The organism is Xanthomonas sp. NCPPB 3442, from assembly GCF_056725145.1.
Map to the genome: position 1 here is coordinate 588,342 of NZ_CM161514.1, position 25,519 is coordinate 613,860.

Below are 25,519 nucleotides of genomic sequence, written 5' to 3' on the forward strand. Positions count from 1 at the left end.
GGAATCTTCATGAGCCGAGTCCATAACCGTGCCCTGTCCGCTGCCGAACTGCAGTCTTTCGGCGACGAACTCGATGCCATCCGCGCGCGCGTGCTGAGCCAGGTGGGCGCGGCCGATGCGCGCTACATCCGCCGCATCGTGGCCGCCGTGCGCTGGACCGGCGTGGCCGGTCGTGCGCTGCTGTTCCTGGGTGCGTTCGTGCACAGCGTGCTGATTCCGGCATGGATCGCCGGCGTGCTGCTGCTGGCGTTGTCCAAGATCCTGGAGAACATGGAGCTGGGCCATAACGTCATGCACGGCCAGTACGACTGGATGGGCGACCCGCAGCTCAACGGCAACACCTACGAGTGGGACATCGTTGCCACCGGCGACAACTGGCGCAAGACGCACAACTTCAAGCACCACACCTACACCAACGTGCGCGGCATGGACGACGACATCGGCTACGGCCTGCTGCGCATCTTCCCCGAGCAGCGCTGGCGCCCGTTCTACCTGCTGCAGCCCTTCATTGCGGTGGTGTTCGCGCTGCTGTTCGAATGGGGCGTGGCGATCCAGGACCTGCGCCTGGGCCGTTGGTTCGCCGGCAAGATGAAGGCGGCCGAACTGCGTGCCTCGTTCCTGCCGGTCGGCCGCAAGATGGGCCGCCAGATGCTCAAGGACTACATCGTATTTCCGCTGCTGGCCGGCCCGTTCTTCCTGACCGTGCTGCTGGGCAATCTGACGGCCAACGTGCTGCGTAGCATCTGGACCTTCGTGATCATCTTCTGCGGCCACTTCACGGCCGATGCGGAAGTGTTTCCGAAGGAATCCATCCGCAACGAATCGCGTGGCCACTGGTATCTGCGTCAGCTGCGTGGTTCGTCCAACCTGACCGGCGGCAAGCTGATGAACGTGCTGTCGGGTAACCTGAGCCACCAGATCGAGCATCACTTCTATCCGGACCTGCCGGCCAACCGCTATGCGCAGATCGCTGTCGAAGTGAAGCAGGTCTGTGTGCGCTACGGCCAGCACTACAACACCGGCTCGCTGCCGCGCCAGTTCGGCCAGGTGATGTGGCGAATCGTGCGCCATGCCTTCCCGAGCCGGCCCAAGCCGGTGCGGCAGAGCAGCGCTGCATTGCAGGGCGCGTGATCGGATTGCGCAACGCATGATCGACATCGAAAGGCCGCCAATGGCGGCCTTTTTGTTGCCGGGTTCATTGTGTCGCGCTGCGTGCCTGTGCGTAGTAGGCGATGAAACCAGTGGCCGGCAACGCGCGCGAGAACAGCCAGCCCTGCGCCAGATCCACGCCATGGGCGCGCAGATAATCGAGCTGTTCCTGCCGCTCGACTCCTTCGGCGATGGTGCGCAGCCGTAGCGTCTTGGCCATCTCGATGATGTGCGCGGTCACGGCGCTGGTGGCCGAGTGGGTGCCGATGGTGTCCACGAACGACTTGTCGATCTTCAACGCGTCCAGCGGCAGGCCCTGCAGATACTGCAGGCTCGAATAGCCGGTGCCGAAATCGTCGATGGAGACCGTATGGCCGGCACCGCGCAGATGGGTGATGGTGGTGCGTGCCGCATCGATGTCCATCAGGCTACGTTCGGTCGCCTCCACCCACAGCTGGCCGCTGTCCACGCCGGTGCCCCGCAACGCTTGCGCCAGCACGCCCTGCACGCGGCCGCTCTTGATGTCGTCGGCGGAGACATTGATGGCCACGTGCAGCGCTGGATCGGCGGCCAGGGTGGGGCCGAGTTCGCGGATGACTTCGGCCACCACCAGATCGGTGATCGGCAGGATCAGGCCGCTTTGTTCGGCCAGCGGGATGAAGGCGTCCGGCGGCACCAGCACGCCGTCGGGCTGCTGCCAGCGCACCAGCGCTTCGGCACCGACGCAGGCACCGCTGTCGAGCGCGATGATCGGTTGGTAGTGCACGATGAACTCGCCACGCTGCACGGCGATCTCCAGCCGCGCCAGTGGCGACAGCCGCCGCCGCGAGACCCACAGCACTGCACCGACCAGCAGCAGCGCCACTGCAATGCCGACCGGTACCAGCTGCAACCGTGCCGCCGCCAGCGGCCCGCGCAGATAGGCCACCGGTTCGGTGACCACCGCGGCCCAGTCGCCACGACGGTCGCGCCCGAACAACACCTGCGACAGCAAGAGGTCGCCCGGCTCACGCGTGGCGGTGGGGTCGGTCAGCAAGCGTTCGGCGGCGGTACCGGTGCTGCTGAGGATCTGCCCGTCCGGCGTGCCGATCGCCAGTTGCAGGCCAGGCGGAATATTGATGTCGGCCAGCGTGTCGGGGTTGATCAGGGCGTTGTAGTCGCCCAGTTGCAGCGCCATCAGCGGACGCTGCGGATTGGCCAACGGCAGCAGCCGCGTGGTCACCGCGATGCCGCGCTTGACCACGAAATCGGCGGTGCGCTGCGGAATGGTATTGCGCAGTTGGCCCCATGAGGTGCAGCTGAGGCGACCTTGTTGAAACCGTCCCAGCTCGACGATGTAGTGGCTGGTCAGCACCAGGGCGCGCATCTGTGCCAGGTGCGGAGGCGAGCACGGTGGCAACCGCGAGGCGGCCATGCTCAACAATGCCCCATGCGCCTCGTCGAAGGCGGTTTCAGTACGCCGGATCGACAGCGCAGCCAGCTGGCTCAGCCTGCCCTCTTCGCGCGCCAAGGCCAGCCGCCAGGCCAGGTAGTAGGACAGGCCGATCGGCAGCGTTGCGCTCAGCAACACCAGCAGCACGGTGACACTGATGATGCGTTGGCGCTTCACCTCACCACCTGCGACGGCTGTGCTGCCGGTTCACGCATGGCCCCGGGAGAAGTGCCGCCGGCGCAGGCTTGGGCAGATGGAAGGTGTACGCCAACCGGGTACGCGCGAACGGCGCACGTAGCGATTGGTGACGCACGGCATTGATTGATGAGGCTGCACGTCGCGAATGTACGACACACGCGTGCATTGCGCGCGTTTGCGGAGCGAAGCGGCTGTGATTTTTTTCCGATCGTCCTGCGTCGCATCCTGGCAGTCGGGGCCGCCTGCGGATTCACGCCACTGCACGCACTACCGCGCTACGGTCGGATCGTCTGCGCTCCCGCCCGGGAGCGGCGGGACAACGGTCCCACGCAAGGCGCTTTCACTGGAGGAATCACGCATGACAACGCAGAAAGAACGCGTCGGCGGCACCGATGCGGTGCCGATCTTCAAGATGCAGGAAACAACACGCGACGGCGAGCTGACCAAGTACGTGGTCGGCGATACCGGCGTGGCCTTCGACAGCCTGGAAGGTGCACAGGCCGCTGCCAGGGATCTCGGCACGCTCGACGATTGAGAGGACGAGCGCTGGCCTGCGCGATGGAACGGCTAGGCCAGTGCGCTGGGTCGCCATGGCCGTGGACATGGCGATTGCGTCGGTGGGCGACTGTCGTCTGGCTGGTCGTTGAGAGCATCGCGTGCCTGTCGTCCCTTGGTCGGTGCCTCGATGCGACCGGGGTCGCAGGCGCGACGGTGCTGCCGTTGCCGGTTTGACCAGTTCCCCAACCAGCCGGGGTCGCCTACGGAAGCGGTTGCTCGGTCAGCCGCCCGGTATGCGGGGTGTGGATCAGTGGCGCCAGGTCGAAGCCCTGTTCGCGCGCATGCGCCAGATAGGCCTGGGCGATGTTTTCGTCCAGCTGCGGCAAGCGTGCCAGTAGCCAGAGGTACTTACGATCCGGGCTGCCGACCAGTGCAGCGGTGTAATCGGCATCGATGCGCATCACCCAATAGTCACCCTTGGTGAAAGGGATCCAGCGCAGACCTTCGGGCAAGAAGGTCACTTCCAGGCGACTGTGCGTGTCGTCGATGGCGCGCGCCTGGCCGATCGCTTCTTCCAGCTCGCCTTCCGCGGTGAAGCAGCGATTTTGGACGCGCACGCTGCCGTCCTCTTCCAGGGTGTAGTGCGCCGACACATCGGTGCAGTCGACATCCTCGAAGCGGGTCGGCAGGCGGGCGATTTCGTACCACGTGCCCAGGTAGCGATTCAGATCCAGCGAAGGGACCGTGGCGAGTTCGGGATGGTGGCTCATACAGGCCTCTGCACAATGGAGTGGCGCCTGTTGTACGTGTAGCGCCATGAAATGCATGTTGGGATGTGGCGCCAGCGGTCGTGCAGCGAGGGCGGGCGTCCGCGAGGGCACCGGCTCGGTGCGCACGGCCGGTTGGCACGATGTCGCTCGTGGGCCGATGCCGCGCGAGCGATCAATTGGCTGCATCCGATGAACTCCGTGGCGGCGAATGAGGTTGCGCACCGACATCGACACCGAAACCGAAACGATGCCCTGACAATGCGGGCGCTTTGCGGTACCAAGGTGTCACGCCAGCGGATGGCGTGCGAATCGCGCGCGCCTGTCGACCTGCCGAGCACGCTACGCCGCGCTGGCGGTGCCAAGCGCACGATCCAGTTTGCGGTAGCCGATCGCTTCGGTGAGATGGCGTGTGGCGATGTCTGGGCTGTCGTCGAGATCGGCGATGGTGCGCGCAACGCGCAGGATGCGATGCATCGAGCGTGCGGACAGCTGCAGGTGTTCGATGGCGCGCTCCAGCAGCACCTGATCGTCGTGTTGCAGGCGGCAATGGCGGTCGGTGTCGGCCTGGTCCAGTTGCGCATTGGGCAGCGCACCGCGTGCAAGCTGTCGCTGTCGCGCGGCGACCACGCGGGCACGCACGCTGGCGCTGTCTTCACCGAGGTTGCCGCTGCGCAGCGCCTGCGGAGGGAGGCGCGGCACTTCGACATGCAGATCGATACGGTCCAGCAACGGGCCGGAGATGCGGCTGCGGTAGCGACGGATGCTGTCGCTGCTGCAGCGGCAGCGCCCGCTGCCATCGCCTGCCCAGCCGCACGGGCAGGGATTCATGGCGGCGACCAATTGAAAGCGCGCCGGAAAATCCACGCTGCGTGCCGCGCGCGCGATCGTGACCACGCCCGACTCCAAGGGCTCGCGCAACACTTCCAGGGTTTGCCGTTGCCACTCGGGCAATTCGTCCAGGAACAGCACGCCGTTGTGAGACAGCGAGATCTCGCCGGGGCGCGGGTGCGTGCCGCCGCCGACCAGGGCCACTGCGCTGGCGGTGTGGTGCGGGGCGCGGTAGGGGCGTTGCCGCCAGCGGGCCAGATCCAGCCCACGGCCGCTGATCGAGGTGATCGCAGCGGTTTCCAGTGCTTCTGCTTCGCTGGCTTCGGGCAATAGACCGGGCAGGCGCGAGGCCAGCAGGGTCTTGCCGCAGCCAGGGCTGCCGACCAGCAACAGGTGGTGCCCACCGGCAGCGGCGATCTCCAGCGCGCGGCGGGCGTGCGGTTGCCCGCGCACGTCGGCCATGTCGGGCAGGGCGCGGGCGCCGAGCGCCTGCACTGCCAGCTCGGCGGCGGGCGCTTTCTGGCTGCCGTTGAGCGTCGCGCAGACATCCAGCAGGGTACGCGCGGTGAAGGCTTCGACGTGTCCGGCGATGGCCGCTTCGGCACCGTTGGCAAGCGGGACGATCAGCCGTCGTCCGGCCTGCGCGGCCGCCAGCGCCGCGGGCAGCACGCCGTCGACGCCGCGCAGCTCGCCGGTCAGCGCAAGCTCGCCGAGGAATTCGTAATCGGCCAGGGCCTGGCGGTCGATCTGCCCGCTGGCAGCCAGGATACCGAGGGCGATCGGCAGATCGAACCGGCCGCCTTCTTTCGGTAAATCGGCCGGTGCCAGGTTGATGGTGATGCGCCGGGCGGGAAATTCGAACTGTGCGCACAGCAGGGCGGCACGCACGCGTTCGCGCGATTCGCGCACTGCCGCTTCGGGCAGGCCCACGATCTGGGTGGAAGGAAGACCGCCGGAGAGATGCACTTCCACCCGAACCTCAGGCGCATGCACTCCCACGCGGGCACGGCTGTGCACCAGCGCCAGACTCATGGTGGTGGCCTTCGCTCAGGGGATGGTGGGCGGTGCAGCGGGTGGCGTGCCGGGCGCGCGCGCCTCCAGTGCGGCGACGGTCTGCTCCAGCGCGTCGAGTTTTTCGCGGGTGCGCAGCAAGACCGCGCGCTGCACGTCGAACTCTTCGCGGGTGACCAGGTCCAGCTTGCCCAGGCCGGCCTGCAGCGCGCCCTTGAAGGTGCTTTGCAGTTCTTCGCGCGATTGGCGCAGGCCCGGCGGCACCAGGTCGCTGAGGCGGCGGGCGAGGTCGTCGAGCTGGTTGAAATCGATCATGGTGTTCTCCGCAGGTCCGTAGGAAGCCTAGTGCAGGCCGGGACACGCGGGACATCGGCAAGGCAGTCGGCAGGCGGTAAGGATAGTCCCATTCGGCTGTCGTCCGCGGTGATGGCGGCGCGCGGTTGGATGAGTGTTGCGCCCGTCCACGGTATGCTGCGCGGCCGTCATGCCCTGGGACCTGCACCGATGAAAATGATCATGGCCATCGTCAAACCGTTCAAGCTCGACGATGTGCGCGAAGCGCTCGCCGGCTGCGGGGTGGCGGGCATCACGGTGACCGAGGTCAAGGGCTTCGGCCGGCAGAAAGGCCATACCGAGCTCTATCGCGGCGCCGAATATGTGGTCGATTTCCTGCCCAAGGTGAAGATCGAAGTGGCGGTGACCGACGACCAGGCCGAGCGTGTGGTCGAGGCGATCGTCGCGGCGGCCGGTACCGGCAAGATCGGCGACGGCAAGGTGTTCGTGTACGACCTGGGCACGGTGGTACGCATCCGTACCGGCGAGCTGGATAGCGACGCGCTGTAGGTTCGCAACGCGACGCCTGCTGCTTGCCGGATGCGCGGTGGGTGGTGAGGGGGTTGCTGCCCTCTGCCGGCGCAGCGACGATCCCGGGCCACGTATTGCTGAGCCAGCACTGCAGCTAGTGGCGCTGGATCAGGCGCATTGCAGGCATTGCACTGATCACAGGAGCTCGACTGCTCAAGCGATGCGGCGCGCCACCTGCGCCACCTGCGCTGACTGCGTTGGCTGTGATGCGTATCACCGCAGCTGATGCGCGGCTGGGTGCATCCGCGCAAGGCCGCTCTCAGGCGCAAACGCCCCACTTTTCATACCATTTCAATACCGCCATGTATCGCTGCCGCACCTTTCTGGATTGCGATCCAGAAACAGGCTGAAGTCACCGCGCGGCAGCCTAGCGCTGGCCAGGATGGAAATCCCGGCCGCGCTTGTCGCCGCCGCCCGACTTGCCTACTCTAGGGCGTAATACCATTCCAATACCGGAGTTCGAGATGAAGCCACGCAACAGTACGCCGGGCGTGCGCCTGCTTTCGGTATTGGTGGCGTTGGGCCTGGCTGCTCCGGCGTTGGCACAGGCCGTGACCGAACCGGTCACCCAGCCGGCGATCTATCCGACGCCGGTCTCGATCACGCTGGATGGCGCAACCGTGACCTTGGGCCGCTCGGTGGTGCTGGTGGTCGCCCCTGGCGCGGACAAGGCCACGGTGGCGCTGGTGCGCCGCATTCTCGACAGCGCCGGCGTCACCAAGATTGCGACCGCCACACGCCTGCCTGCCGCGCTGGACCGCCTGCACATCGTGCTCGGCACCGGCGATGCGGCAGTGGTGCGCGATGCGCTGACGCGCAGCAAGGCGACCCAGGACACCCATAAGGAAGGCTACACGTTGGCCAGCGTTGCGCTCGATCGCGGCAGCCTGATCACGCTGGCCGGCCACGACGACGATGGCCTGTTCCATGCGGCGCAGACGCTGCGGCAGCTGGTCGAGCGGCCGGCCATCCCGACGTTGACGATCCAGGATTACCCGGCCATGCCGATCCGCGGCACCATCGAAGGCTTCTACGGCGCGCCGTGGTCGATGAGCGATCGCAGCAAGCACATCGATTTCCTCGCCCGCACCAAGGCCAACACCTTCATCTATAGCCCCAAGGACGACCCTTACGCGCGCGATCGCTGGCGCGAGCCGTACCCGAGGGCGACCTTGAAGGCGCTTGGCCAGCTGGCCGCTACCGCCAAGCGCAATCACGTCGATTTCGTCTATGCGATTTCGCCTGGCCCCACCGTGTGCTTCTCCGATCCGGCCGATGCCAAGGCCTTGTTGCGCAAGTTCGATGCGTTCCGTGCGCTGGGCGTGCGCAGCTTCTACGTGGCGCTGGACGATATCGAATACACCAAGTGGAATTGCGAACGCGACAAGACCACCTTTGGCGAGTCCGGCGCGCAGGCGGCCGGTATCGCGCAGTCGCATCTGCTCAATCTGGTGCAGGCCGATCTGGTCGCGCGCCACGATGCGGCCGCTGAACTCATCATGGTGCCGACCGAGTACTACGACGCCAAAGAGAGCCCGTACAAGGAAGCCTTGCGCAAGCATCTTGATCCGAAGATCGTGGTGCAGTGGACCGGCACCGATGTGGTGCCGCCGGCCATTTCCATCCCCGATGCGCGTGCGGCCACCAAGGCGTTCGGTCGCAAGACGCTGTTGTGGGACAACTACCCGGTCAACGATTTCGAAACGTCGGCCGGGCGCCTGCTGATGGCGCCGTATGCGCGGCGCGAGGCGGGTCTGTCGGCCGAGTTGTCGGGCATCGTCTCCAACCCGATGAACCAGGAAGCGCCCAGCCGCGTCGCGGTGATGGGTGTGACCGCGTTCGCCTGGAACGACAAAGACTACGACGCGCAACGCACCTGGCATGCGGCGGCGCGCGATCTGGCCGGCGGCGATGCGCGCGTGGCTGCGGCCTTGCTGACCTTCTTCGACACCCAGCATCTGGCGCCAACCTTTGGCAGCCAGCCGTGGCAGGAACAGGCTCCACGCTTGAAGGCCGTGCTCGATCATGTGCGCGAGGCAATCGCGCTTGGCGATGCGGCAACGCGCACGCAGGCGATTGCCGAACTGGCACGCGCTGCCGACGAACTGGCTGCGGCACCGCAGATCATCCGCGACGGCGTCGCCGACAAGGGCTTTGCCGAGCAATCGCGCCCCTGGCTGGAGGCAATGGAGGATTGGGGCCAGGCCCTGCAGAAGACGGCAGCCGGGCTGGATGCGGCAAATCGCGGCCACACGCAGGCGCCGGCCTTGTTTGCCGAGGCGGCTGCGATCGCCGCCGTCGCAAGCCAGATCCCAACGATTCCCGGCGCCACGCGCTTCGGCGGCCCGGTCAAGCTCGCTGACGGCGTGCTCGACCGCTTCATCGCGCAAGCGCCGCGCTTGATCGCCTATCGCGTGCCGGCGGTTGCCGACTCGGCAGCAGCAAAGTGATGGGGGAGTGCAATAACACAGCGACGCGCATCGGGAATTGCTCGCGTCGCTGTGCCTGCAAATGCGGGAGCGCCATTGCCACTGCATCGCAGCACCCGGCATGGCGCGCTCGAAGGATGTCTGTGCTGCAGATCAAACCGAAGACATCAGCGCAGTAGCTGGGCGTAACGGTGTGCCCAGTCGCCGTGAGCCAGCAGCGCTGATCACGCCTTGCCTTTCAAACGCCGATATAGCCGCTTCCAGCCGCTGCGAATCGCCTGCACCCAGCGCGGTTCGGCACTGCGGGCCGATTCGTCGGCAGTCGGTGCGATGCCGGCAAGGCGCTGGCGCATTTTCTGAAAATTGGCCACGTCGCTGCGCTGCAGCTGACGCGCCAGCGTGCCGCGCCGCAGCCAGCGCGGAAATCGCCACGCCGAGGTGAAATCGATCAGCACCGGCACGCCGGCACTGACCACCACATTGGTGCCGTGCAGATCGTTATGGGTGATGCCGAACGCATGCAGCCTGCGCAGCGCCTGCTGCAATTGCTGGAAGACCTCCTGGCCCACGACGGTGCTGGCGCTGAGCGTGTCGCCTGGAATGAATTCCATGCCCAGCGCCAGCCCACCCAGCGTGCCGAGCAAGGCCGGTGCATGCCGCCAACCCTGCAACTGCCGCAGCATCCTGGCCTCGTGGCGCACCATGAGCCGGGCGATCGGCGACAACAGCGTGCGGCGATAGCGGCCGTAGTCCTTGACCACTGCCGGTTGCCCGTTCACATGGGTGCGGTAGACGTCCGGCTCGAGCAGCCGGGTGCCTTGCTTGAGCAGAACGGGAGTGACGAGGTGCAGGCTGGACACGTCCAGCGGCTGGTAGTGCATGGCAGTTCTCCAGACCTTGGCGGCGCGGAGCTGTCACGCGTTGCGCAGGTTCACGGTGATCGCGAGGATCGGTCTGCCCAATTTTAGAACTTGTGAGTATGGAAATTATATTTATTTAACAAATGAAATGTTCCGGGAGTGGAACAGCTTTTGGAATCAGGTGTTTGGCGGACCCCATCAGAATCGGCATGTGCCAGCGAATGCATGCAGACCTGCCACTCCAGGCCATGGTGTCGTCCCGCCAGCGTTGCGTCCTGCCTCAAGACAGGCACTGTCAGCGCAACCCGGCGTGCGGTAGCGGTCACGCCGCTTCTTGACAGCGATTGAGACTCCAGACACTGTGCCGGCTGCGGTCAGGGGGCTGCAGCACGCGTTAACACGGGCACGCTCTTCGAGCGTCGCCTGCATCGATGTCGTACGACATCCAGGTGATGCCGGGTGCGCCTCCGAATGCGACCGCAACTGCGCCACTTCCAGACGCCGTCAGGTGCCACCTGCGTGCGCAAGGATGCGGAAACGATGGAGTACGACTCATTGGGGATGCAATGAAAAGGACCGCAACAGTGCTGTTGGCTTGCACGGCGTTCGGCGTCACGGCTCAGGCCTCGGCGCAGTCGTTGTCGCGCGGCTGGGACAGCTACCGTCAACAGCAAAAGCAGCAGACCGGCACCCAGGGCGCCACCGCGCCTGCAGCGCCATCCTCGCGCCCGGCGCAAGCGGGCGTTGGCGGAGCGCCGGCCGCTGTCGGTGGAAGCGGCGGCCAACCTGGTGCGTCCGGCGGGTTCACTACGGTGACCGAGCAGACTGAGGCGGTGGCAGTTCAGCCTGTCGCTGCTTACCCTGCAGCGCCTGTCCCCGCAGCGCGCTACACACGGGTGGAAGAATCGCGCATTGAAAGGGGCGCGTTCATCGGCGTGCAGCGTGGTCGAGGTGAGGTTTTCAGTGGCTATAAGCAAGACATGCTTGGCCTCAGCGCCGGCTATCGCTGGCGTGCTGGCTCGGTCACGTTGATCGGACTTGAGGGATCGATTGGACGCCTGGACCGCGGCGATACAACCGACGATGTCTTTATCCCCGCAGTGAAGTTTGGCGGCATCGGGGGTACGGCACGTTTCAATTTTGGTGACACTCCGCTGTTCGCGGTAGTCCGCCTCGGCTCATGGTATGCCGAGGTCGCAGACATGAGCGACGAAATCTTTGGTGGTTACGTAAGCCTCGGCCTGGGCGTCGATATCGGCAAGCATGCGAGCGTGAGCGCGATGTACACCAACTACGTCTACGCCAATGACTACTACGACTATGCCCAAGACACCACCATCAACCGTGCAGAGGTACTGAACGCAGTAGTGGAAGTCCGCTTTTAACTAGCAACGGTCGAAGGGCGGGCAGCAGCGCTCGCCCTTCTGGGTCACGCGGCATGCAGCGCGATGCCGCGGACGGCAATCCGTTTGAAGCTGCACCGCAAACGGTCATCGGCATTGCACAGCCATCCATGCGGCTTGCTGTAGTGTCTTGGTCAACGCACTGATTCAGCCATGGGCGAGGGCAGATGGACGCATTGGCGCAGTTCTTGACAGACGAACAGGACCCGGTGGCGGTGGGCAAGATCCTGCCCAAGATCACCGAGTTGCTGACCCGCGACGAGCAGGTCGAGTACATCGCCGTGCAGAAGAAGATGGTGATGAACCTGTCGCCGGATGCGGTGGTGCTGACCAACCGTCGCTTCATCGTGGTCTACCCAAAGCTGCTCGGCATGACCTTCCGCGATTTCCCCTGGCGCGAGGTGCTCGATGTGCACATGAGCGAACAGATGCTCGGAGCCACCATCATGTGCCGCACCACGCAGGGCGCCTACGCATCCATCGACAGCCTGCCCAAGAGACAGGCGCGGCGCGTGTACGCCTATGCGCAGCAGGTGGAAGAATCCGCCTACGAACAGCGCCAGCAGCTGGAGATCGACAAGTTGCGCGCGGCGGCCGGTGGCGTGGTGGTGCATGCGCCTGGTGCGCACGGCGCAGCAGTGCCATCGCAAGCCAGTGCCGTTCCTGCAATCGACGATCCGGTGCAGGTGCTGAGCAAGCTCAAGCAATTGCTGGATGCGGGGCTGATCACGCAGGACGAATTCGACGCCAAGAAGACAGAGGTGCTGGCGCGCTTATAGCGTGCGCAGCACATCCGCGCATCGGGCGGCTTCAACTACGTCGGCCCATGGATCGCAGTGACGCAGCAACTGACGCGTCCATTGCACGGCGGCGCTGTCGGTGGATCGCCGCGCCAGAAGGCTGCTGGCCGCGCACTGGCCTCACGCTCCAGCAGCGCCGCGCGACCACGGCAGCCTGATCGGTGCGAATGCATCAGCCCGCGCGCTGTAAGCACGCAGGCCATGGCACGCGAAAAAAACCAGCAAACCGGCCGGGCTTATCGCCAAGCGGACGCGGCCGGCTGCCGTAACCCGCCACGTCCATCCAAGCGCCACGATTCAACGAATGTCGTCTGCGCTTTTTGCCGGCGATGCTCGGCCAACCGCGATTACTCGCCCAGCGCCTTGGCCACGAACGGCGGGGCAACCAGCACGCCGGTGTGCAAATGGGCGGTGTAGTACAGCGTCTCGAAGCCCTTGGCCTGCGCGGCGTCCTGGCGGAAGGCGAAATCGGCGTTGGCCTGCTTGCTGGCCATGGTCACGCTCCACCAGCCGGTGGGGTAGCACGGCTGCGGGAATGGCAGGGTCTTGAACGACTGGAAGCCGGCCTTGCCCATTTCGGTGCGCATTTCGTTGATCAGGTCCAGCAGCGCCAGCGGCGATTCGGACTGCTGCACCAGGATGCCGTCGTCCTTCAAGGCCTTGAAGCAGCTTTCGTAGAAGGCCTTGTTGAACAGGCCCTCGGCTGGGCCGACCGGGTCGGTGGAATCGACGATCACGATGTCCACGCTGCCGGCCGGGCAATTGGCCATATAGGCCACGCCGTCGTCGAACAGCAGTTCAGCGCGCGCGTCGTGGTTGGCATCGCACAGCTCGGGGAAATACTTCTCCGACATGCGGGTGACCTGCTCATCGATATCGCATTGGGTGGCGCTTTCCACGCCCGGGTGCTTGAGCACCTCGCGCAGCGTGCCGCAGTCGCCGCCGCCGATGATCACCACGCGCTTGGGCGCAGGGTGGGTGAACAGCGCCGGGTGGCTGATCATCTCGTGGTAGAAGAAATTGTCGCGGCTGGTGAGCATCACCGCGCCGTCGATCAGCATCAGCTTGCCCCAATCGGTGGTCTGGTAGATCTCGATCTTCTGGAACGGGGACTGCACCTCGTCCAGCTTGCCGCTGATGCGGAAGCCGATCGCCGAGCCGGTCGGCTGGAAGTGTTCGATGTACCAGTTGTCGTTGGTGCTCATGCGGACGTCCTAATCGAAAAGAAGCGGGCGGTTCCTTCTCCCGGCGGGAGAAGGTGGCGCAAAGCGCCGGATGAGGGTCGGGTGCAGCCCCGTGCAGCCAAACTGCGCGGCGGCTGACCCTTGCTCGGCCCCGCTCCAACCAGGAGAGGGGCGTGAAGTCGGCGCGGATTGTAACGGACCCTGCGCATGCCAGGCGTTACACTTCACGCCCTTTTTTATTCCAGCCGAGACAGCGAAATGAGCGATTGGTCCCTCGACCAAGCCCGCAAGACCTATTCGATCCCGCATTGGGCCGACGGGTATTTCGATGTGAACGCTGCCGGACACGTGGTGGTCACCCCGACCGCCGATGGCCCGGCGGTGTCGCTGCCCGAGGTGGTGGATGCCGCGCGCGCAGCCGGTGCCAAGCTGCCGCTACTGGTGCGCTTCCCGGACATCCTGGGCCAGCGCCTGGGCAAGCTGCAGGCAGCGTTTGCGCAGGCGCAGTCGGAGTGGGATTACGCCGGCGGCTACACGGCGGTGTATCCGATCAAGGTCAACCAGCATCGTGGCGTGGCCGGCACCCTGGCCAGCCACCACGGTGAGGGCTTCGGGCTGGAAGCGGGCAGCAAGCCCGAGCTGATGGCGGTGCTGGCGCTGTCGCGTCCGGGCGGGCTGATCGTGTGCAACGGTTACAAGGACCGCGAATACATCCGCCTGGCGCTGATCGGCCGCAAACTCGGCCTGCAGACCTTCATCGTCATCGAAAAGCCCTCCGAACTGACCCTGGTGCTGGAAGAAGCACGCGCGCTGGACGTCAAGCCCGGCCTGGGCGTGCGCATGCGCCTGGCCTCGCTGGGCGCGGGCAAGTGGCAGAACAGCGGTGGCGACAAGGCCAAGTTCGGTCTCTCGCCGCGCCAGGTGCTGGACCTGTGGAAGACGCTGCGCGACACCGAGTACGCCGACAGCCTGAACCTGCTGCATTTCCATATGGGCTCGCAGATTTCCAACGTGCGCGACATCGCCAACGGCATGCGCGAGGCCACGCGCTATTTCGTGGAGCTCTCGCGCCTGGGCGCAAAGATCAGCCATGTGGACGTGGGCGGCGGCCTGGGCATCGATTACGAAGGCACGCGCTCGCGCAGCTATTGCTCGATCAACTACGGCCTGCACTCGTATGCCAGCAACATCGTGCAGCCGTTGGCCAGCGCCTGCGAAGAGCATGGCCTGGCTCCGCCGCGCATCGTCACCGAGTGCGGGCGCGCAATGACGGCGCACCATGCGGTGCTGATCGCCAATGTGTCGGAAGTGGAGCAGGCGCCTGAAGGCCGCGTGCCGGATGCGCACGACGATGAGCCGGCCGCGATCCGCCACCTGCGCGAGATCCATGACGAGCTCGATGTGCGCCCGGCAGTGGAGCTGTTCCAGGAAGCCCAGCATTTCCATGCCGAAGGTTTGAGCGCGTATGCGCTGGGCCAGATCGACCTGCCGCAGCGCGCGCGCATCGACGATCTGTTCTACGCCATCGCACATGGCGTGCGCGCACGCCTGAGCTTCGATGAAAAGAGCCATCGCCCGGTGCTGGATGAGCTCAACGAGCGGCTGGTGGACAAGTACTTCGTCAACTTCAGCGTGTTCGAATCGATCCCGGACGTGTGGGCGATCGATCAGGTGTTCCCGATCGTGCCGATCGAGCGCTTGAACGAAGCGCCGCAGCGGCGCGGCATCATCGCCGACATGACCTGCGATTCCGACGGCATGGTCAAGACCTATGTCGAGAACGAAAGCCTGGACAGCTCGCTGCCGCTGCATGGTTTGAATGCCGGCGAGAGCTATCGCATCGGTTTCTTCCTGGTGGGCGCCTACCAGGAAATCCTGGGTGATATCCATAACCTATTCGGCGATACCGATGCGGTGGAAGTCGTGGTGAATCGCGATGGCTATCGCATCGCACAGCAGCGCCGCGGCGATACCACCGACGTGATGCTGGACTACGTGGGCTATCAGCTGGACACGCTGCGTGCCACCTATGCCGAGCGCATTGCTGCCGCAAATCTGTCGCCCGAGCGGGCGCAGGAACTCGGCGCTGCGTTGGAAGCGGGGCTGACCGGCTACACCTATCTGTCCGACGAGCCGCTGGGCTGATCCGCAGTGCGCTGCGGCTGGGCCGCAGCGCTGGCTGTGCGCGACATGGCCCATCTTGCACGCGCTCCTGCCGCGAGCGCCGCTTGCAGCAGCAGGGACATCGTCGGCATGGACGCTGCAGGTTCTGCAACACGTCGATGCGCCATCGCGCCGACGTCGGGTGCGATCTCGCACTTCAAGTCGACCTGCTTCGTCGCATCGAGCAAGAGCACCTGCGCTTACCTTGCGCGACGCCGTCGATCGGTTCGACTCACGCTTTTCGCGCGTTTGTGCTGCATGCCGATGACAATCAGGCGACCATCGCGTGATCGTGCGCTTGTCGAGGCAGACGCGTTGAACGCATCTTTTTTCTCCTGAAGTGATTTGCCGAATACCCTAATTCCGGCAACGCTGATTTGGAATTGGTCTTATTCAATGCGGCTTTTTATCTGCCGTGGTGCGCGCATATTCGCCTTGAAGCCCATGCGTATCGTCGGCCATGCCCTACGCCGGATGCGGCGCGGAAATTGATCGGATGTATGCATGCAGAACACTAGTTCAAATCACACTTCAGTGAAAAAATTTTAGGTATCACGCGATTTCCGTGATTTTTTGCACGGTTTCGGCCCCGCGCGAATTGTTAGTGTTCGTTTAACTTGTCGGGATACAAGTGCTTCAACGAGTCACCCGCACACCGGGGTTCGATTGTGCGAGTCGCTGTGCTGTGCGTCTTCATCATGCGTTTCCATCGCGTATTGCCGGCAAGTGTCGGTGGTCGGCGGTGTTTCTTACCCCTCGTTTTCTTAGGCCAGGTGCTGATTCGGCGTCCATCGACCGCATAACGGTTGAGGGGTGTCGACGGACTGCGCGCCACACCAGAAGGATGCACGCAATGCACGCTGACGCCTCTCCCGTTTTTCCCCTGACCAAGGCGCAACGTGGCCTTTGGGTGGCCAACAAGTTGCATACCGACAACACCTTGATGTTGGCCGAAGTATTGGAAATGTTCGGTCCGCTCAATCCCCAGGTGCTGATCCGCGCCAGCATGCAGCTGACGCACGAGTTCGATACGCTGCGCCTGTGTATCGTCGAGCGCGAGGGCGTGCCTTCGCAGGTGGTCTTGCCCGCGTACAACGGCACGATTCCATACTTCGACGTCAGCTCAGATCCTGCTCCGCGTAATGCCGCCGAACATTGGATCGACGAAGAAATCCGCAAACCGGAAGATCTGCAGAACGGGCCGCTATGGCATTGCGCGGTGTTCCGTCTTGGCGAAGATCATCATCTGTGGGTGCAATGCGTGAGTCATCTGGTGATGGGCGGCTATTGCGCGTCGATCATGATGCAGCGCATGGCTGTGCTCTATAACGCCTACCTGGCCGACGTGGAGCCTGCGCCTGCGCAGTACGGCAGTGCACTGTCGCTGCTCGAAATGGAACAGCACTATCGCAACTCCGATCGGTTCCAGCGCGATCGCGAGTACTGGATGCAGCAGTTGGCCGATCTGCCGCCGCCGGCGACGCTGGCGCGGCCGGGCAATCAGCTGTCCACCGGGTTGTTGCGCGGCACCGGGCAGTTCTCGCCGCAGCAGGTGGTGCGTCTGCGCGCGCTGGGCAAGGAGTACGGCGCCAGCCTGCCGCAGATGCTGATTTCGCTGATTGCCGCGTACTACTACCGCTGCACCGGTGCCGAGGATCTGGTGCTGGCGATGCCGGTGACCGGCCGCATCAATGCGCGCTACCGGCAAACCGCGGGCCTGGTGGCCAATGTGATTTCGCTGCGCCTGAAGATGGACCCGCAGCAGCCCATCCATACCTTGTTCGCGCAGGTGTCGTCGGTGGTGCGGCATGCATTGCGCCATCAGCAATATCGCTTCGAGGACGTGCGCCGCGATCTGGGCATGTTCGGGATGGAGCAGAAGTTCGCACGCCTGGCGGTGAACATCGAGGCCTTCGACTACACCTTGCGCTTCGGCGAGGCGTACGCGGTGCCGCATAACCTTTCCAACGGCCCGGCCGACGACCTCACCATCTTCTGCTACGAACGCGGCGATGGGGCAGCGCTGCGTTTCGATCTGGATGCCAACCCGGCGCTGTACGACAGCGAGGAGCTGGCCGAACACTGCCGTCGTCTGACCCATCTGGCCGACGCGGTATTGGCCGATCCGGAATGCGCGCTGGGCCAGGTCGATGTGCTCGGCGATAGCGAGCGCCGGCGTTTGCTGCATACCTGGAACAACACCGCAGCGCCGCTGCCGGAACCGGCCACGCTGTTGCACGGCATGCTGCAACGCGCCGAGTTGATGCCTGCGGCCGTGGTTGCGCAATACGACAACCGCACGCTCGACTACGCCACGCTGTGCGAGCTTGCCTCGCGCATCGCTGCGCAATGGGTGGCCGATGGCGTGCGCCCTGGCGATGTGGTCGCGGTGGCGTTGCCGCGCAGCGAACAATTGCTGGTGGCGTTGCTGGCGGTGATGTGGAGCGGGGCGGCGTATCTGCCGCTGGATCCGGAGAGCCCGGCTGCACGCAACCGCTAGATGCTCAACGATTCCGGTGCCATTGGCCTGGTCTGCGAGCCAGCGCTGTGCGAGCGCTATCTGCTCGGTGGCATGGTCTGGCTGGATCCGCGCCCGGCCGTGTTGCCGGAGGCAATCGCACCGCTGGCGACGCCCGACGGCACCGCGTACGTGCTGTACACCTCCGGCTCCACCGGTGCGCCCAAGGGCGTGGAGATCAGCCATCGCAACCTGTTCAATTTCCTGCATGCGATGGAGCACGAGCTGGCATTGCGCCCGCGCGACCGTGTGCTGGCCGTCACCACCATCACCTTCGATATCGCCGGGCTGGAGTTGTACCTGCCGTTGCTGGTGGGGGCGCGCGTGGTCATTGCACCGGCCGGTATCAGCCACGACCCGCGCGGCCTGTCGCGGTTGATCGCCGACGAACACATCAGCGTGGTGCAGGCCACGCCATCGCTGTGGCGCATCCTGCTGGCCAATGAGGATCTGGTGCTGGATCGCATCCATGCGTTGATCGGCGGCGAGGCGTTGGTGCCGGAACTGGCCACCCAACTGCTCAGCCGGGTGGGGCGCCTGACCCAGTTGTACGGGCCTACCGAAACCACGATCTGGTCGACCATCATGCCGTTGCAGTTGACCGATGCCGCCGCACCGCCGATCGGCAGGCCGCTGCTCAATACGCGCGTCTATGTGCTGGATGCGCAGCGGCAACCGCTGCCGACCGGTGCGATCGGCGAGCTGTATATCGGTGGCGCAGGCGTGGCCAAGGGCTATCGCGGCAAGCGCCAGCTGACCAGCGAGCGCTTCATGCGCGACCCGTTCGCCGACGACGGCAGCAGCATGTACCGCACCGGCGACCGCGTGCGTCAACGCAGCGATGGCCTGCTGGAATTCATCGGGCGCGCCGATGCGCAGCTGAAGATCCGCGGACATCGAGTGGAGCCGGCCGAAATCGAAAGCGCACTGCTGTTGCATTCGCAGGTGGCGCAGGCGGTGGTGGTGGGCCACGGCGATGGCGAGCATGCCTTGCAACTGCTGGCCTATGTGGTGGGCAAGCACGGCAATGCGCCGTCGATCGAGTTGTTGCGCGCGCATCTGCAGCAGCGCCTGCCGGCATCGATGATTCCCACCCTGTGGGTGCCGCTGGAGGCGTTGCCGCTGACCCCCAACGGCAAGCTGGACCGGCGTGCGTTGCCGGCGCCTGGCGCATTGCCGCAACGCGCGCACCTGGCGCCGCGCGATGCGCTCGAACGCCAGCTGGCAACGATGCTGCAGGAGGTGCTGGGCATCGAAGTGGTGGGCGTGGACGACAATTTCTTCGAACTTGGCGGCGATTCGCTGCGTGCGGCGGAAATGGCCGCGCGTTTCCCGCAGATGTTCGGGGTGGAACTGCCGCTGGGCACGTTGTTCCATGCGCCGACGGTCGCCGGCCTGGCCGAGGTGATCAAGCGCAGCGCACACACGCCCAACGACCCGTTGAGCGTGCTGCTGCCGCTACGTGCAGGCACCGCGGGCAGCACGCCGCTGTTCTGCATCCATCCGGTCATCGGTCTGGGCTGGTCGTATCTCACCTTGCTGGGTCAGCTGGATCCGCAGTGGCCGGTGTATGCGCTGCAATCGCCGGGCTTGAGCGACCCGCAGCACCGTCCGGAGAGCATCGAGGCGATCGCGCGCGATTACCTGGCGCGTCTGCGCAGCGTGCAGCCGAGGGGGCCGTACCGTCTGCTGGGCTGGTCGCTGGGCGGTTTGATCGCGCACGCCATCACCGCCGAATTGCATGCGCTGGGCGAAGAGGTCGAGGTGCTGGCCATGCTCGACAGTTACCCGCATCTGGAACAGGCCGCAGCGTTGTCGGAATCGGAGAACGTGCGCGCCTCGGTGCACGCGTTGGCCTTGCATCTGGCGCCGGGCCAGCCGATGCCGACGACGGTCGCCGAGCTGGCGAGCCTGTTGTGCGATCACTACGGGCTGAACGAATTGCCTGCGGTGCGCCAGTTGCTGGAGCAACGTCCCACCTTGCTGGACGATCTGGGCGCCCTCACCCAGCATCACCTGCAGCTGGCGCGGCGTCATCGGCCCAGGCAGCTGGACCAGGATGTGGTCTTTGTCGAAGCGAGCGTGCGCATGAGCTCCGGCGGCGACGATGCGCTGTGGGTGGATTACCGTCCCCAGGCGTGGCACCCGTACGTGCGCAACCTGCAGCTGCACGTTCTGGACAGTGACCACCATTCAATGCTCTCGCCGACGCATGCGGCCACGCTCAGCACCTTGCTGCACGCGGCCACCGCAGAGTCCACCCGGGCTGTGCGGCCGGTGGGACAGGCCGGCCGTGGCGCGGTCGCCGGCGACGGAGTGACCGAATATGCCTGAGTCCAGCGCCGATCCGTCACGCCAGCGCCCGGTGGTGATCGCCACCCTTGGCACGCATGGGGACGTGCGCCCGATCATTGCGCTGGCCCTTGGCCTGCAGCGGCGCGGTTTTCCGGCGCGGGTGCTGACCAGTTCCAACTTCGAGTCGTTGATCCGTGCGCACGGCCTGGAATTCTTCCCGCTCAGCGGCGATCTCCAGCAACTGTTGCACGACCATCCGGACGTTGCCGAGATGCGCGGTGCCCCTGGCATCTTGCGCAAGAAGTTGCTGGAGTGGGCGCGCGATTGGCCCGCGCAGGGCCGCGCGGCGTGTGCCGATGCCGGCTTGATCCTGGGCGTGGGCAGTGCCAGTTTCCTCGTCCATAGCCTGGGCGAGGCGTATGGCGTGCCGGTGGCGTTTGCGCAGTTGCAGCCGCTCACCGAGTCGCGCCACCTGCCGTTGATGCTGATGCCCAACCTGCGTCTGCCGGGACGTGTCAACGTGGCATTGCATCGCCTGATGCGCTTTGTCGGCTGGCAGCTGATGCGGCCGGCCTTCAACGATATCGTGCGTCCGGCGTTGGGGCTGCCGGGATATCCGTGGAGCGGTCCGGATCGCAGCGCACTACGCGTGATCTACGGCTATAGCGCGCACGTGTGTCCGCGCCCGCCGGACTGGCCGGAGAGCGCGCAGGTGTGCGGCTTCTGGCAGCTGCCGCCGTCGCAGTGGCAACCGCCGGCCGCGCTGCAGGCGTTTTTGCAGGCCGGGCCGCCGCCGCTGTATATCGGCTTCGGCAGCATGACCAGTAGCGCGGTCGTGCAGCTCACTGCCACGGTCAAGGCAGCGGTGCGACTGACCGGGCAGCGCGCGTTGCTGGCCAGCGGCTGGGGCGGTCTGGGGGCCGGGGACGCCGCTGTCGCCGATGATGCCGAGCGCTTCTTCCATCTGGAACAGGCACCGCACGATTGGCTGTTCCCGCGCGTGGCGGTGGCCGTGCATCACGGTGGCGCCGGCACCAGCGGTGCCGCGTTGGCGGCGGGCATTCCCTCGGTGGTGCTGCCCTTTGGCTACGACCAGTCGTTCTGGGCCCATTGCCTGGCCCAGCGCGGCGTTGCGCCGCCAGCGCTGGCGCGTGCCGGGCTGCAGCCCGAAGCCCTGGCCGCTGCCATCCGGCAGGCGGGCACGCCGGCCATGCGTGCGGCTGCGCGCGCACTCGGTCAACGGATCGGCCAGGAAGACGGCGTCCGCAATGCGGTCGATCAGCTGGAAGCCTGGCAATTGCTTGAACCCGCGGCAGTGACGCCCGCGGCGGCCGCACGGACCGAGCAGCACGCCATCGCATAAGCATGGCGATGCTGCGCATCCGCCGCAGCGCTGATGCGCGCACTGCGGCGCGGTGGAGCAGTGCGTGGTTGGTGGCGACGCCCTGCGCGCTGCCGGCATGCGGCACAATCGGGCTCCCTCGGTTGATCTGGCCCGCATGCGCTATCCCGCTTTGGACCTGTTGCGTGGCATCGCCATCGTCTGGGTGATGCTGTTCCATTCGTTCGTGGTCGGCGGGTTGGGTCCGGACTGGGAATGGCTGTCGCGCTACGGCTGGATGGGGGTAGACCTGTTCTTCGTACTGAGCGGCTTTTTGATCGGCACCCAGGTGCTGACCCCGCTGTCGCGCGGCAAGCCACTGGACTTCGCCGATTTCTACCTGCGCCGCGCACTCCGCATCCTACCGGCGTTTTTGGTGGTGTTGGCGATCTACATGGCATGGCCGGGTTTTCGCGAATCGCCCGGGCTGGCGCCATGGTGGATGTTCCTCACCTTCACCTTGAATCTGTTCGTCGATTACGCCGAGCAGGCGGCGTTCTCGCACGCATGGTCGCTCTGTGTGGAAGAGCATTTCTATCTGGTGTTTCCGTTGCTGGCCACGTTGTTGTTGCGGCGTCCATCGGCGGCACGCGTGGTCGCGGTGTGCGTGGCGGTGGTGGTCGCCGGCATCGCGTTGCGCACTAGCGTGTGGCTGCACAACACGGCGCTGGATCAGATCGGCAGCGGCCAGCAGCGCAACTGGTTTGTCGAAGATCTCTATTACCCCACCTGGAACCGGCTGGACGGTTTGCTGGCCGGTGTGGTGCTGGCAATGACGAAGGTCTTCCGCCCCCGCACATGGCAATGGCTGCAGCAGCGCGGCAACACCTGGGCGCTGGCCGGTGTGGCCATGCTGGTACTGGCGATGTGGCTATTTCGCGAGCGCACCGGTTTGATCGGCAACGCGGTGGGCTGGCCGGTGCTTTCGCTGGGGCTGGCCTTGCTGGTATTGGCAGGCACCGCGACCGACAGCGCACTGGGCCGGCTACGCGTGCCGGGTGCCGCCTGGTTGGCCGCCATTTCCTACAGCGTGTATCTGACCCACAAGGCGATGTTCCATGTGACCCAGGGCTGGCTCGGCGCCACGCTGGACGGCCGTGGTGTCCTGGCCTTTGCAGTGTATGGCGTGGTGGCGCTGGCGGCGGGTGCGCTGCTGCATTACGTGGTGGAACGTCCGTTCCTGCAGCTGCGCGGCGCGTTGCTGCGGCGGCGCGCAGCCGTGCGCCGCGATGCCGAACTTGCGTGATGCGATGGTTGCGGAGAACGGCGAGCGTGCACGGGTGGCGGCGTGGCGGCCGCCGCTGCAGCACCTGGTGTCGGGCAACCGGTCTGCGCAGTTGCTGCGACCATGCAGCGCTGATGTAACGAAAAGCCGCGCAGTACGCGGCTTTTCGATGCTTCGTTCGATGCTCGGTAGGGCTTGCGCGGCGCAGCGGGGGGTGCGGCTGGCGCACTGCACGCTCACCGCCTAAGCCCTTGCTTCGGTGCACGCCTCACTGCGCGTCGCGGGCCACCTGGAACCCCGCAAAAGACTGCGTCACCGGCATGATTTCCAGGCGGTTGATGTTCAAATGCGCCGGCAGGCTGGCGACATAGAAGATCTGTTCGGCGATGTCTTCGGCCGTCATCGGGGTGGCGCCACGGTACAGCGTGTCGGACGCGGCCTGGTTGCCGCCGGTGCGCACCAGGGTGAATTCGGTCTCGGCCATGCCCGGTTCGATCGAGGTCACGCGCACGCCGGTGCCGTGCAGGTCAGAGCGCAGGCCCAGCGAAAACTGCTGCACGAAGGCCTTGGTACCGCCGTAGACGTTGCCGCCGGTGTATGGGTAGGTTGCCGCCACCGAGGCGATATTGATGATGGCGCCGCGGCGCGCAATCAACGCCGGCAGCAGGCGGTGGGTGAGGGTGACCAGGGCGGTGACATTGGTGTCGATCATCTGCTGCCACTGCGCCAGGTCGGCCTGCTGCGCCGGCGCGGTGCCCAGCGCCAGGCCGGCGTTGTTGACCAGTACGTCGATGTCGGCGAAGGCCGGCGGCAGCGCGTCGATCGCATCCGACAAGGCGTGTGCATCGCGCATGTCGAACGCGGCGGTGTGGACCTGCCCGGCCGGCAGATCAGCGGCCAGCGCCTGCAGGCGTTCGGCGCGCCGGCCGGTGGCGATGACCTTCCAGCCGGCTGCAGCGAAGCGGCGCACGGCGGCGCTGCCGAATCCGGAGGTGGCACCAGTGATCAGGACGGTCTTGGACATGGGGAACTCCAGGGGGACAGGGGGCGGGAACCAGATTCAGTGAGCAGGCCGCGGCTTCGCCGTTGCGGCATGCCGCGCACGCAGCCGCTCTTCGGTCAGGGTCTGGCGTGCGACGACCTGGCCACGCCGCAGCTGCAGCACCACGTACGGGGCCGGTGCGTGCGCAGCGCTCGTCGCGGTGGCGGGCAGCGCGACGAGCAATTCGCCATCCACCCAGACGGCGGGCACGGGCGCTGCCTGGCCGGGGAACAGCACATCCAGCGGCAGCGTGGGCGGCGCGTCGTTACAGGCGCCCAGGACCACGCGGTCGAGCACCAGCTGTTGCTCGTCCAGGCGCCAGTGGGCGCGGTAGCCGCGCCAGTTGGCGCTGCAGCTGCCCAGCGCGCTGCCTGCGTGCGCCACAAAACGCTTCCAGGTGGCCGGGTCGTCCAGTGGGCCGGACAAGGGTTCGGCCAGCAACGTCGCCTGCTGACCGTCGATCTGGATCAGGTCGGGAAGTTGATCGGTGGCCTGCGCCGGGCCGGCCCACGCCAGCACGCCCAGCAACACGCCAGCGCTACGTCGCAACACGGGCGTTTACTGCGCCTTGATCGCAATGGCGGACAGGCCACTGCCGGTGAGCTTCTGCTTGGCCTCGGCCAGTTCGCTGGCACTGCCATAGGGCCCCATGCGCACGCGGTAGACCGTCTTGCCGCTGATGTCGGCCGATTCCACGCGTGCGGCCAGGCCCATCATCGCCAGCTTGGCCTTGGTGGATTCGGCATCGCCGGAGGCGCCGAACGAGCCGGCCTGCAGGATGTAGCGGGTGTTGTCGGCGACCGCCGGCGCTGCAGCCGCGGGCGCTGTTGCAGCGCCGGCGGTTGCAGCGGGCTTGGGCGCGGCAGCGGCCGGTGTGGTGAGTGCGGCGGTGCTGGCCGGAGCCGGCGTGGCGGCCGGGCGTGCCGGTGCGGTTTCCGGCAGCGGCTTGGGTGCGCTGGCGGCGGTTTCCTTCAACGGCGTCGGGACGCTGGCCGCCGGTGTGGCGGCTGCCACGCTGGCGCCGGGTGCGGGGGGCACGGGTTTGCCTTCCAGCGCCGCACGCGCACGCGCGGCCTCTTCGGCGCGCGCGCTGGCCGCCAGTTCGGCATCGGACATCTGCACTTCCTTGCCGGGCAGCAAGGTGTAGAAGTCGTACTGGGTCTGCGCATCGCCGGGTTTGGCCTGCGGCTTGGGCGGCTGCGCGCTGGGCTTGGGCAGTTCGGCCGGCGTGTCCACGTCGGCATCGGCCACCGGCTCGGGCTGCGCATCCGGATTGGCACGCGGGCCCACGCGCAGGAAACCGTCGCCGTCCTTCTTGAACAGGTTAGGTGCGGCCAGGAAGATCACTGCCGCAATCGCGGCGCCAGCCACCAGCCACACCCAACCGGGGGTGCCATTGCTGGTGTTGCGCCGGGCCTGACTCTTACCGCGTCGTGCTGCCATCTACCACTTCTCCGAATCGTGTCGTT

19 protein-coding genes and 1 pseudogene are annotated in these 25,519 nt (G+C 65.8%); 11 read left to right on the top strand and 9 right to left on the bottom strand.

The window, feature by feature from the left end; translation table 11 throughout:
* The first annotated feature begins 9 nt into the window (after nt 1-9).
* Nucleotides 10-1,131, top strand: a complete 1,122-nt coding sequence (locus AC1POX_RS02575; protein ID WP_372356712.1) for a fatty acid desaturase family protein — start codon at nt 10-12, stop codon at nt 1,129-1,131.
* 64 nt (nt 1,132-1,195) lie between these two features.
* Here the strand turns inward: AC1POX_RS02575 and AC1POX_RS02580 are convergent, their stop codons facing one another.
* Nucleotides 1,196-2,758 carry an EAL domain-containing protein gene (locus tag AC1POX_RS02580; RefSeq protein WP_372356713.1) on the bottom strand — a complete coding sequence of 521 codons (1,563 nt, stop codon included), beginning with the start codon at nt 2,756-2,758 and terminating at the stop codon, nt 1,196-1,198.
* 379 nt (nt 2,759-3,137) lie between these two features.
* Between AC1POX_RS02580 and AC1POX_RS02585 the strand changes: the two genes are divergently transcribed.
* Nucleotides 3,138-3,314: a hypothetical protein gene (locus AC1POX_RS02585; RefSeq protein ID WP_008574834.1), complete on the top strand. Its 177-nt coding sequence runs from the start codon at nt 3,138-3,140 to the stop codon at nt 3,312-3,314.
* A 223-nt stretch (nt 3,315-3,537) separates the two neighbouring features.
* Here the strand turns inward: AC1POX_RS02585 and AC1POX_RS02590 are convergent, their stop codons facing one another.
* From AC1POX_RS02590 to ubiK, 3 genes are all read right to left on the bottom strand, one after another.
* Nucleotides 3,538-4,047 (bottom strand): lipocalin family protein, encoded by a 510-nt coding sequence (locus AC1POX_RS02590; protein WP_338334831.1) that lies wholly within the window; start codon nt 4,045-4,047, stop codon nt 3,538-3,540.
* A gap of 339 nt (nt 4,048-4,386) precedes the next feature.
* A complete protein-coding gene (locus tag AC1POX_RS02595; protein ID WP_029820832.1) occupies nt 4,387-5,907 on the bottom strand; it encodes a YifB family Mg chelatase-like AAA ATPase in 1,521 nt (506 codons plus the stop codon).
* A 15-nt stretch (nt 5,908-5,922) separates the two neighbouring features.
* Nucleotides 5,923-6,201: a ubiquinone biosynthesis accessory factor UbiK gene (ubiK, locus tag AC1POX_RS02600; protein WP_008574840.1), complete on the bottom strand. Its 279-nt coding sequence runs from the start codon at nt 6,199-6,201 to the stop codon at nt 5,923-5,925.
* A 153-nt stretch (nt 6,202-6,354) separates the two neighbouring features.
* Between ubiK and AC1POX_RS02605 the strand changes: the two genes are divergently transcribed.
* Entirely contained in the window at nt 6,355-6,729 is a 375-nt protein-coding gene (locus tag AC1POX_RS02605) for a P-II family nitrogen regulator (protein ID WP_008574841.1), read from the top strand.
* A gap of 485 nt (nt 6,730-7,214) precedes the next feature.
* The gene (locus AC1POX_RS02610; RefSeq protein ID WP_372356714.1) at nt 7,215-9,200 is read left to right on the top strand and encodes a glycoside hydrolase family 84 protein; all 1,986 of its coding nucleotides are present in this window, start codon (nt 7,215-7,217) and stop codon (nt 9,198-9,200) included.
* Between the two features lie 203 nt (nt 9,201-9,403).
* On the opposite strand, the gene AC1POX_RS02615 is transcribed toward AC1POX_RS02610, so the two are convergent.
* Nucleotides 9,404-10,060 carry an RIO1 family regulatory kinase/ATPase domain-containing protein gene (locus AC1POX_RS02615; RefSeq protein ID WP_014091297.1) on the bottom strand — a complete coding sequence of 219 codons (657 nt, stop codon included), beginning with the start codon at nt 10,058-10,060 and terminating at the stop codon, nt 9,404-9,406.
* Between the two features lie 545 nt (nt 10,061-10,605).
* Here AC1POX_RS02615 and AC1POX_RS02620 point away from each other — a divergent pair.
* Entirely contained in the window at nt 10,606-11,424 is an 819-nt protein-coding gene (locus tag AC1POX_RS02620; protein WP_372356715.1) for a hypothetical protein, read from the top strand.
* A 185-nt stretch (nt 11,425-11,609) separates the two neighbouring features.
* Complete coding sequence (locus tag AC1POX_RS02625) at nt 11,610-12,221, top strand: PH domain-containing protein (protein ID WP_372356716.1); 612 nt, start codon at nt 11,610-11,612, stop codon at nt 12,219-12,221.
* A gap of 368 nt (nt 12,222-12,589) precedes the next feature.
* Here the strand turns inward: AC1POX_RS02625 and speE are convergent, their stop codons facing one another.
* Complete coding sequence (speE, locus tag AC1POX_RS02630; RefSeq protein WP_057681265.1) at nt 12,590-13,447, bottom strand: polyamine aminopropyltransferase; 858 nt, start codon at nt 13,445-13,447, stop codon at nt 12,590-12,592.
* Nucleotides 13,448-13,684: 237 nt separating this feature from the next.
* On the opposite strand from speE, the gene speA reads away from it, so the two are divergent.
* The 5 genes and pseudogenes from speA (at nt 13,685) to AC1POX_RS02655 (ending at nt 23,029) form a co-directional block, all read left to right on the top strand.
* Nucleotides 13,685-15,571, top strand: a complete 1,887-nt coding sequence (speA, locus tag AC1POX_RS02635; protein WP_218497590.1) for an arginine decarboxylase — start codon at nt 13,685-13,687, stop codon at nt 15,569-15,571.
* A 137-nt stretch (nt 15,572-15,708) separates the two neighbouring features.
* Nucleotides 15,709-15,879 carry a hypothetical protein gene (locus AC1POX_RS02640; protein WP_218559262.1) on the top strand — a complete coding sequence of 57 codons (171 nt, stop codon included), beginning with the start codon at nt 15,709-15,711 and terminating at the stop codon, nt 15,877-15,879.
* A 620-nt stretch (nt 15,880-16,499) separates the two neighbouring features.
* Nucleotides 16,500-20,441: pseudogene (locus tag AC1POX_RS02645) on the top strand (amino acid adenylation domain-containing protein).
* A complete protein-coding gene (locus AC1POX_RS02650) occupies nt 20,434-21,765 on the top strand; it encodes a glycosyltransferase (RefSeq protein WP_372356717.1) in 1,332 nt (443 codons plus the stop codon). Before AC1POX_RS02645 ends, AC1POX_RS02650 begins: the two are co-directional and overlap by 8 nt.
* A 136-nt stretch (nt 21,766-21,901) precedes the next feature.
* Nucleotides 21,902-23,029, top strand: a complete 1,128-nt coding sequence (locus tag AC1POX_RS02655; protein WP_372356718.1) for an acyltransferase family protein — start codon at nt 21,902-21,904, stop codon at nt 23,027-23,029.
* A 247-nt stretch (nt 23,030-23,276) separates the two neighbouring features.
* Here the strand turns inward: AC1POX_RS02655 and AC1POX_RS02660 are convergent, their stop codons facing one another.
* Genes AC1POX_RS02660 through AC1POX_RS02670 form a run of 3 tightly spaced genes read right to left on the bottom strand, consistent with a single transcriptional unit; the run spans nt 23,277 to nt 25,493 of the window.
* Nucleotides 23,277-24,032 carry an SDR family NAD(P)-dependent oxidoreductase gene (locus AC1POX_RS02660; protein WP_008572040.1) on the bottom strand — a complete coding sequence of 252 codons (756 nt, stop codon included), beginning with the start codon at nt 24,030-24,032 and terminating at the stop codon, nt 23,277-23,279.
* 36 nt (nt 24,033-24,068) lie between these two features.
* The gene (locus AC1POX_RS02665; protein WP_372356719.1) at nt 24,069-24,602 is read right to left on the bottom strand and encodes a hypothetical protein; all 534 of its coding nucleotides are present in this window, start codon (nt 24,600-24,602) and stop codon (nt 24,069-24,071) included.
* Nucleotides 24,603-24,608: 6 nt separating this feature from the next.
* Entirely contained in the window at nt 24,609-25,493 is an 885-nt protein-coding gene (locus tag AC1POX_RS02670; protein ID WP_104613790.1) for an SPOR domain-containing protein, read from the bottom strand.
* Between the last annotated feature and the right edge of the window lie 26 nt (nt 25,494-25,519).

Coding starts and splice junctions, on each gene's coding strand:
- AC1POX_RS02650 (WP_372356717.1), top strand. CDS start 20,434: ATGCCTGAGTCCAGCGCCGATCCGTCACGCCAGCGCCCGGTGGTGATC.
- AC1POX_RS02605 (WP_008574841.1), top strand. CDS start 6,355: ATGCTGCGCGGCCGTCATGCCCTGGGACCTGCACCGATGAAAATGATC.
- speA (WP_218497590.1), top strand. CDS start 13,685: ATGAGCGATTGGTCCCTCGACCAAGCCCGCAAGACCTATTCGATCCCG.
- AC1POX_RS02595 (WP_029820832.1), bottom strand. CDS start 5,907: ATGAGTCTGGCGCTGGTGCACAGCCGTGCCCGCGTGGGAGTGCATGCG.
- AC1POX_RS02660 (WP_008572040.1), bottom strand. CDS start 24,032: ATGTCCAAGACCGTCCTGATCACTGGTGCCACCTCCGGATTCGGCAGC.
- AC1POX_RS02610 (WP_372356714.1), top strand. CDS start 7,215: ATGAAGCCACGCAACAGTACGCCGGGCGTGCGCCTGCTTTCGGTATTG.
- AC1POX_RS02585 (WP_008574834.1), top strand. CDS start 3,138: ATGACAACGCAGAAAGAACGCGTCGGCGGCACCGATGCGGTGCCGATC.
- AC1POX_RS02590 (WP_338334831.1), bottom strand. CDS start 4,047: ATGAGCCACCATCCCGAACTCGCCACGGTCCCTTCGCTGGATCTGAAT.
- AC1POX_RS02655 (WP_372356718.1), top strand. CDS start 21,902: ATGCGCTATCCCGCTTTGGACCTGTTGCGTGGCATCGCCATCGTCTGG.
- speE (WP_057681265.1), bottom strand. CDS start 13,447: ATGAGCACCAACGACAACTGGTACATCGAACACTTCCAGCCGACCGGC.
- AC1POX_RS02575 (WP_372356712.1), top strand. CDS start 10: ATGAGCCGAGTCCATAACCGTGCCCTGTCCGCTGCCGAACTGCAGTCT.
- ubiK (WP_008574840.1), bottom strand. CDS start 6,201: ATGATCGATTTCAACCAGCTCGACGACCTCGCCCGCCGCCTCAGCGAC.
- AC1POX_RS02615 (WP_014091297.1), bottom strand. CDS start 10,060: ATGCACTACCAGCCGCTGGACGTGTCCAGCCTGCACCTCGTCACTCCC.
- AC1POX_RS02670 (WP_104613790.1), bottom strand. CDS start 25,493: ATGGCAGCACGACGCGGTAAGAGTCAGGCCCGGCGCAACACCAGCAAT.
- AC1POX_RS02620 (WP_372356715.1), top strand. CDS start 10,606: ATGAAAAGGACCGCAACAGTGCTGTTGGCTTGCACGGCGTTCGGCGTC.
- AC1POX_RS02625 (WP_372356716.1), top strand. CDS start 11,610: ATGGACGCATTGGCGCAGTTCTTGACAGACGAACAGGACCCGGTGGCG.
- AC1POX_RS02640 (WP_218559262.1), top strand. CDS start 15,709: ATGCGCCATCGCGCCGACGTCGGGTGCGATCTCGCACTTCAAGTCGAC.